Source organism: Anabaena catenula FACHB-362, assembly GCF_014698735.1.
Classification (GTDB): domain Bacteria; phylum Cyanobacteriota; class Cyanobacteriia; order Cyanobacteriales; family Nostocaceae; genus Anabaena; species Anabaena variabilis_A.
In genome coordinates, this window is record NZ_JACJTQ010000090.1 from 1 (window position 1) to 6,731 (window position 6,731).

The 6,731-nt window shown below is 39.7% G+C and carries 8 protein-coding genes and 1 pseudogene; 2 read left to right on the forward strand and 7 right to left on the reverse strand.

Features of this window, described 5'->3' with window-relative positions; genetic code table 11:
- Nucleotides 1–100 precede the first annotated feature (100 nt).
- On the forward strand, nucleotides 101–1,054 hold the full coding sequence (locus H6G68_RS26340; RefSeq protein ID WP_242045409.1) for an RNA-guided endonuclease InsQ/TnpB family protein: 954 nt from the start codon (nucleotides 101–103) through the stop codon (nucleotides 1,052–1,054).
- Between the two features lie 25 nt (nucleotides 1,055–1,079).
- Nucleotides 1,080–2,162 (forward strand): annotated as a pseudogene (locus H6G68_RS26345) (phytoene desaturase family protein); the annotation flags it as partial.
- Between the two features lie 61 nt (nucleotides 2,163–2,223).
- Here H6G68_RS26345 and H6G68_RS26350 read toward each other — a convergent pair.
- The 7 genes from H6G68_RS26350 to H6G68_RS26380 all read right to left on the reverse strand — a co-directional run bounded on the left by H6G68_RS26350 (nucleotide 2,224) and on the right by H6G68_RS26380 (nucleotide 6,623).
- Nucleotides 2,224–2,556 (reverse strand): DUF5615 family PIN-like protein, encoded by a 333-nt coding sequence (locus H6G68_RS26350; RefSeq protein WP_190909285.1) that lies wholly within the window; start codon nucleotides 2,554–2,556, stop codon nucleotides 2,224–2,226.
- Nucleotides 2,553–2,777 carry a DUF433 domain-containing protein gene (locus tag H6G68_RS26355; protein ID WP_190909286.1) on the reverse strand — a complete coding sequence of 75 codons (225 nt, stop codon included), beginning with the start codon at nucleotides 2,775–2,777 and terminating at the stop codon, nucleotides 2,553–2,555. Before H6G68_RS26355 ends, H6G68_RS26350 begins: the two co-directional genes overlap by 4 nt.
- 256 nt (nucleotides 2,778–3,033) lie before the next feature.
- The gene (locus H6G68_RS26360; RefSeq protein WP_190909287.1) at nucleotides 3,034–3,414 is read right to left on the reverse strand and encodes a PIN domain-containing protein; all 381 of its coding nucleotides are present in this window, start codon (nucleotides 3,412–3,414) and stop codon (nucleotides 3,034–3,036) included.
- 9 nt (nucleotides 3,415–3,423) lie between these two features.
- Nucleotides 3,424–3,684, reverse strand: coding sequence for a hypothetical protein (locus H6G68_RS26365; RefSeq protein ID WP_190909288.1), 261 nt, complete (start codon nucleotides 3,682–3,684; stop codon nucleotides 3,424–3,426).
- A gap of 504 nt (nucleotides 3,685–4,188) precedes the next feature.
- Entirely contained in the window at nucleotides 4,189–5,031 is an 843-nt protein-coding gene (locus tag H6G68_RS26370; RefSeq protein WP_190909289.1) for a DNA adenine methylase, read from the reverse strand.
- On the reverse strand, nucleotides 5,024–5,884 hold the full coding sequence (locus tag H6G68_RS26375; protein WP_190909290.1) for a HaeIII family restriction endonuclease: 861 nt from the start codon (nucleotides 5,882–5,884) through the stop codon (nucleotides 5,024–5,026). Before H6G68_RS26375 ends, H6G68_RS26370 begins: the two co-directional genes overlap by 8 nt.
- Nucleotides 5,885–6,032: 148 nt before the next feature.
- On the reverse strand, nucleotides 6,033–6,623 hold the full coding sequence (locus tag H6G68_RS26380) for an FGGY-family carbohydrate kinase (protein WP_242045410.1): 591 nt from the start codon (nucleotides 6,621–6,623) through the stop codon (nucleotides 6,033–6,035).
- Between the last annotated feature and the right edge of the window lie 108 nt (nucleotides 6,624–6,731).

The following is a 6,731-nucleotide window of genomic DNA, read 5'->3' on the forward strand; positions in this document are numbered from 1 at the left end:
GTGAGGATTGCTCTGAATATATTCAAATATACTGCCCATAACGTCTTACCAAAAAATACACTTTTATATTCTTATACCATAATTTAATTCTTTTTCGGAGATGTCTAATCAAGACCCATCTAAGTTTTTAGGTAGACCAAAATTACCCAAATACAAGGATAAAACTAAAGGACGAAATATTCTGACTTATGAATTAGGTGCAATTTCTAAACCGGCTTTGAGAAAAGGAATCATTAAACTATCGCAAACAAATATACAATTCCCCACAGCAACAAACAATATTAAACAAGTAAGAATTGTCCCCAGATGTGGGCAATATGTAATTGAAGTAGTTTATGAAAGGGAGGCTAAACCACAGCAATTAAATCCTAACAGGGTGGCAGGTATTGATATTGGATTAGATAATTTAGCGGCGTTAACTGCTAATCTTCCAGGATTTAAGCCTGTACTTATCAACGGAAAACCTTTAAAATCAATCAATCGTAATTACAATAAAGTTAAAGCTAAACTTCAATCTCAACTCAAGGGAAATGCTCACACATCTCACCGGATAAATGCACTAACTTGTAAACGGAATAATCAAATAGATAATTACTTGCATAATGCTAGTAGATGGATTATTAATTATTTAGTTAAAGCCGGAATAGGGACGCTAGTTATTGGCAAAAATGAGCAATGGAAGCAAGAAATAAATCTCGGTAAAACCACAAATCAGAACTTCGTTAGTATTCCTCATGCTCGATTTATAGAGCAATTGAAATACAAAGCTGAATTGGTAGGAATTACCGTTTTGATTCATGAAGAATCTTATACTTCGGCTGCTTCATTTTTGGATTTAGATCCCATTCCTGTGTACAAAAAAGGAGAAACATACAATTTCAGTGGTAAGCGAATACAACGCGCTTGGTACAAATCTCAAAATGGTAAGCTGATTCATGCGGATGTTAATGCTAGTCTGAATATTGCTAGAAAAGTAGTCCCTGCGGCTTTTAGCTTAGGGATAGAGGGTATTGCAGTTTACCCATTCCGGGTAACACCGGGAAAAGTAGCTTGAGGATATTTGTCCATAAAACTACTAACTGTTAACTATGGGTAAATTTGCCCCAGCTTTACTGCAACAGGCCGCTAACGTGATTAAATTAACAGGGTCTTTTTCTAACATTATTGATGGTGTAATCACAGACCCATTTATTCGCAACTGGTTAGATTTACTTTGCTTTTTGTTATCTGGATTACCCGCAGATGGGACAATTGCCGCAGAAGTGGCTTTCATGTTTGCAGATTGGTATCGTCCTCATGTGCAGTTAGATTATCCCATTGGGGGAAGTGGTGCATTGGTTGATGCACTGGTACGGGGGTTGACTAAACATGGTGGTAAGTTGGTTTTAAATGCCCATGTGGAGCAAGTTTTAGTAGAAAATAACCGCGCTGTCGGGGTACGTCTGCGGAGTGGTCAAGAAATCCGAGCCAGTAAAGCAGTTGTTTCTAATGCTTCTGTTTGGGATACCCTCAAACTCATTCCTGAAGGTGCTTTACCTAAACGGTATGTAGAAAAGCAACAAGCAACTCCTGAATGTGATAGTTTTATGCACCTGCATTTAGGTATTGATGCAGCAGGATTACCTGAGAATCTGGGTATTCACTACATTGTCGTTAACGATTGGGACAAAGGCGTAACTGCACCGCAAAATGTGGTAGTTGTATCTATTCCTTCAGTTCTTGATTCGTCTTTAGCACCAGTAGGTAAGCACGTGATTCACGTTTATACTCCTGGTAATGAACCTTATGCTATTTGGCAAGGAAAGGAACGCAATAGCGAAGAATATGCGTTGTTAAAACAAGAACGTGCAGAGGTGATGTGGCAAGCTTTGGAAAGAATTATTCCTGATATTCGTTCCCGTTGTGAAGTTAGTTTGGTGGGTACTCCCCTTACTCATGGACGATTTTTACGTCGTCATCATGGTAGTTATGGACCAGCTATAGCCGCAGGGAAGGGTTTATTTCCTGGTGGTAATACACCTTTGTCGGGGTTGTTGTGTTGTGGAGATTCGACTTTTCCGGGAATTGGGTTGCCGGCTGTGGCTGCTAGTGGAATGATTGTTGCTAATGCGATCGCTCCGGTACAGAAACATTTACAATATATTTCAGAGACATTTGGTTAAAATATCTTTACCCATGATTTGTATATCAGAAAATATAAATCTCCAATATCTGGGAGTGTGATTAAGTTAATACCAAAATACTTTCCGTGTCACTACTATCAAATTGGGTAATTGTGGACAAATTATCTCTCAAAATCTGCACAATCTTTGATGTGGGACTATTACCAATACGCAGATAAATAAATTTTGGTGGATGACCATAAAGTAAACTACGTTGATGAAAGTCAGAATCTTTGGAAATAATCACAAAATTATTCATTTTGGCGAATTCCCAGATAATGGCATCATCAGTATTTATAAGTCCTAAAGTTTTAACGTGTTGAGAATCAGGATACAAATCAAGAATTTTATCAACAATCCGATCTGATAAATTTTCATCTAATAGCAGTTTCATAGAGATGCAACAAATAACTTTTTCTCTCGGTCAGCAGCAAAAGCAAGACAAGCCTTAATATCTTCAGATGTCAGTTCTGAAAAATCTTCCAAAATTTCGGCTTCTGTCATTCCACCTGCTAAATATTCTAAAATGTCGTACACAGTAATACGCATTCCGCGAATGCAAGGTTTTCCACTGCGTTTTCCAGGTTCAATCGTAATAATATCTTGATAATTCATGATCTCTCCTGTTGTTTAATCTTTGGTCTATATAATTTTAAGGTAAATCATGGCAAATTAGTCTTAAGGTAGCGATTGCGCGGAGCGCAGTGCCAAAGGCAATCGCTTATTCAGAGAGAAAGGAAAGAGCGATGCCTTCGGCGTATCCCTGACGGGACTCGTTGGCGAAGCCTCTGTCTACGACACGCTCCGCGAACGTAGAGAAGAGAGCGCAGCTATCGCACATAATGCCCATATACAAAAATATAATCAGCTTTCATCGTGTATAAGGTTGTTCTATAGTAAGGCTAGGTATAACCCTGTAATGCTTGACGTTGAAAGTACATAAGATAGCCCCTCTACCGACGGCACAAGCACCAATCAAAGCATCAAGTAACCCTAAATTATCTGATAGGTGATAGGTGGTGAAATTGGATAGAGCAAATGCACAATCAATTTCAGTAGGCCAAATTACAGGTAGGGGAGCAACGAGCTTGAGAGTATCCCGGAGTCGTTGGGTATTTTGAGCATTTTGAATGAGTTCCATAACCACCAGTCCAGGAACGCTAGGTATTTCTAAAAGACTGGCAAACCAAGTAATTGCAGGAGCGTGACCGCGCTGAATGTCAATCAGAATATCTGTATCCAATAAGTACATTAAATTTACCTATGCTCGCTCCCTTGTTTCAGCCTGATGACGTAACTCACGAGAGTATGCTTGACTATCAGTAATATCAGGAAGTGAATTGATTACACCTTCATTTTCCCAATATTTAACAAGTTCTGCTCCTGTTTTGGGGAGATTATCTGCAACTTTTCTTGTAAATAAAATACGTAAAATATATTCAGATAACGGTACATTGAGTTGAGAAGCTTCGGTGTGAAGTTCTTTTTCTAGTTCTGGTGGTAGATTCAGGTTAATAGTCATATTGCTCTTTTGCTTAGTTTTGATTGTCATTATATCCTGTATAAATAAACATAAACAAGGCTTGCTGTTACTGTTGGGGTTGTTCCTGAATCTCACCTAATAGATAGGCTTCACATTCAATTAGAATTTGTTATGCGTCTTCAAAATCAGACCATTCAATGTCACTGTAGCGATAGCTGCGCTTGCCGTAAGTCCTACGGACAGGCTGCGCCAACGCGAAGCGTCTCGTAGAGAAGGCATCGCTCCGGCACAGCAACATTGACAATTAATCAGTGATATTTTCTGTTAGCGATCGCTTGCTGAGAGAGAAAGGAAAGGATGAGCGATCTTCAAAAATATCATTACTTAGATGTTAAGCAAACATTTGTGTATAATCAGTGTTACTTGAGTATATTTTGTAAAATAGTAAAGATAAGAAAAAATGAACCACTAAGAAGCGTTCGCGCAGCGTCTTCGTGGTTTATTTTTCCGTTGGTTACTATCTATCCCCAAAGACTTTTACCATTACACAACCTCCATAATTGTCGGCAAATTGTATGATTCAACACGATAGTTAGTAATAAAAAGTTCCTTACCTTTGTCTGCCTTATTCTGTTTATAGTTATTCATTCCATATTGCAATTCCCATTCATAAATGTAGGCAAAAGAAAAGCTTTGCCGCACTTGTTCACAATTATCGTAAGTAATCAACCATTTGTGTGAACACTCCAACATCAGTTTAGCAAAACGAGAATGGTCAAAACAGGTATGCAAATCACCTCTTTTACCATATAACTTAGACTGAGTATTGCTGAGATAAGGTGGATCTAGAAAGATAAATACATCTTCTCCAGGTTCAGTAAGTAGGGTGCTGTAGTCGAAGTTAGTCACACGGGTATTAACAAAGCAAGCATCCAAAGCTGCTAATCGCTCAATCGAAGAGTCTGTAAACCGACCCTTGAAGGAAGCATCGGAGTAACCCCCACTCTCAATAGTTCCCGAAAAGGTAATCCGGTTAAGAACAAAGAACCGCACAGCTCGCTCAAGTGGATTCATGGTACTCGTATCTGCGGCGGCGAGGGATTTAAACAAGGCACGTCCATCTGTTGTCTGATGTTTAACCTTCCAGACTGACTCAACCAGCTCAAATAGATTGGTTTTGACCTGATGCCAGAAATAGTACAGTTCTGGGTTGAGATCATTGACCCAGTAAGACATACTAGGGTACTTCTGTAAAACATGAAAAAATACAGCACCTCCACCAACGAAAGGTTCACGGAATGCCTTAAATGTAGGAGGTAGATAGTGAGCAATTTGAGGAATTGCCTTTTGCTTACCGCCAGGATAACGTAATGGACTTTTAAACATAAGGAATTATCGTAGCAGTCAGCGGATTATTTAGTGCCTTAGTATCAAATTTTAAACTAGGAGAGTTTTTCAGTTGGCTTGATGCGGTATGTAAGCGCATAGAAATTTCCCATCCGTTGTCAAAACTCAAATTCACATACTGTCTGTTAACCGTTGCTATCACGTTAGTAGGCATTTGGATATCTGCAAACTTTTGAATACTCAGGGTTTGGGCATGGGTATCAACAATAATTTTGTAGTAATTAACATCACCAACAAGGTATTGAAATAAATGAGTCGTGCAAGTGGAAGCATGGCTTGTGATAAATTGGCTAACCAAATTACAGACTGGAGTATATAAATACTGTTCAATCAAAGCAGAAGGTAGTTCTTTAAATAGGTTTGCTTGTCCAATATGTTGCTTTAATTCCTGTGTTATTACTTGGTACTGTTGTTTAAACTGCTGCATCTGTGCGCTATCTTTGGAGTAACCGCAGTGAATTGGAGTTGTCCCAGGACGTTGGTGTCTGAGTGCGCTATGGTTGTGTTTGAGTGACAGATTAACTGTCCATGATCTTGAAGTTAAACAAATGTCAGTGACATCTTTCTTATTCTGATCTGGTAGTCTATCTATCGTGATTGATGCTTGGTCAGATAACTGAAAATGAGGATTGAGCCACTTTAGTAGCAGCGCATTAGCCGCTAGAGTGAGTTCATTTAAAAGTGCCGGATTTAAGTCAGCCAGCTTGCTGGCATCTCGAACTTGGTCATTGTTAGCTCTATTTGTTAGGCTGACTCCAGGATGATTTCTAATTAATACTTCTGTGATCAGGTACTCTAATACACGACCATGCAGGTTTGAACGAGGTGTCATATTTGCGGAAAATTATGTTTTTCCACAGAGTAACAGATGACCTGTCGAAGTAATATGCTTTGAAAGCATCGTAAAGTTATGTAAAAGTAGTGCAAAAGACACGTAAATTTTCAGACAGGTCTGCTGTGCTTCTGGGTAATATAAACTCCTACACCCAATCAAAAGTTTTACTAACCGCCTTCTTCCAAAGCGTATAACAACTTTCCCTCTCCACCTCATCCATCTTCGCTTCCCAAGTCTGATCTAAAAGCCAATTATCAGACAACTCCTCCAGACTACCCCAAAAACCAGTCGCCAACCCAGCAGCATAAGCTGCCCCTAAAGCTGTAGTTTCTGCTACCTGGGGACGAATCACTGGCACACCTAACACATCGCTTTGAAACTGCATCAGCAGGTTGTTATAAACCATCCCCCCATCTACCTTCAAAGCTGTTAAATTTACCTGCGCGTCTTCTCTCATCGCATCTAAAACCTCACGAGTTTGCCATGCTGTAGCTTCCAACACCGCACGGGCAATATGACCTTTATTTGTGTAGCTAGTCATACCCACGATCGCACCTCTAGCATCATTGCGCCAATAGGGAGCAAATAACCCAGAAAAGGCAGGCACAAAATAAACACCACCGTTATCTGTAACTGTGCTGGCTAAAGTTTCTACCTCTGCACTGCTTTGAATTAATCCCAAGTTGTCACGCAACCATTGAACTAAAGCACCAGCGATCGCAATACTCCCCTCCAAAAGACATCTCCGGAAATAGCTAAAGTGTTACTGCCACTGCTTTTAAAAGTGAGATGCCCCAATGCAAAGGTAGCTGGCTGGTACGCTAAAATAAGCGTTAGAGATGCC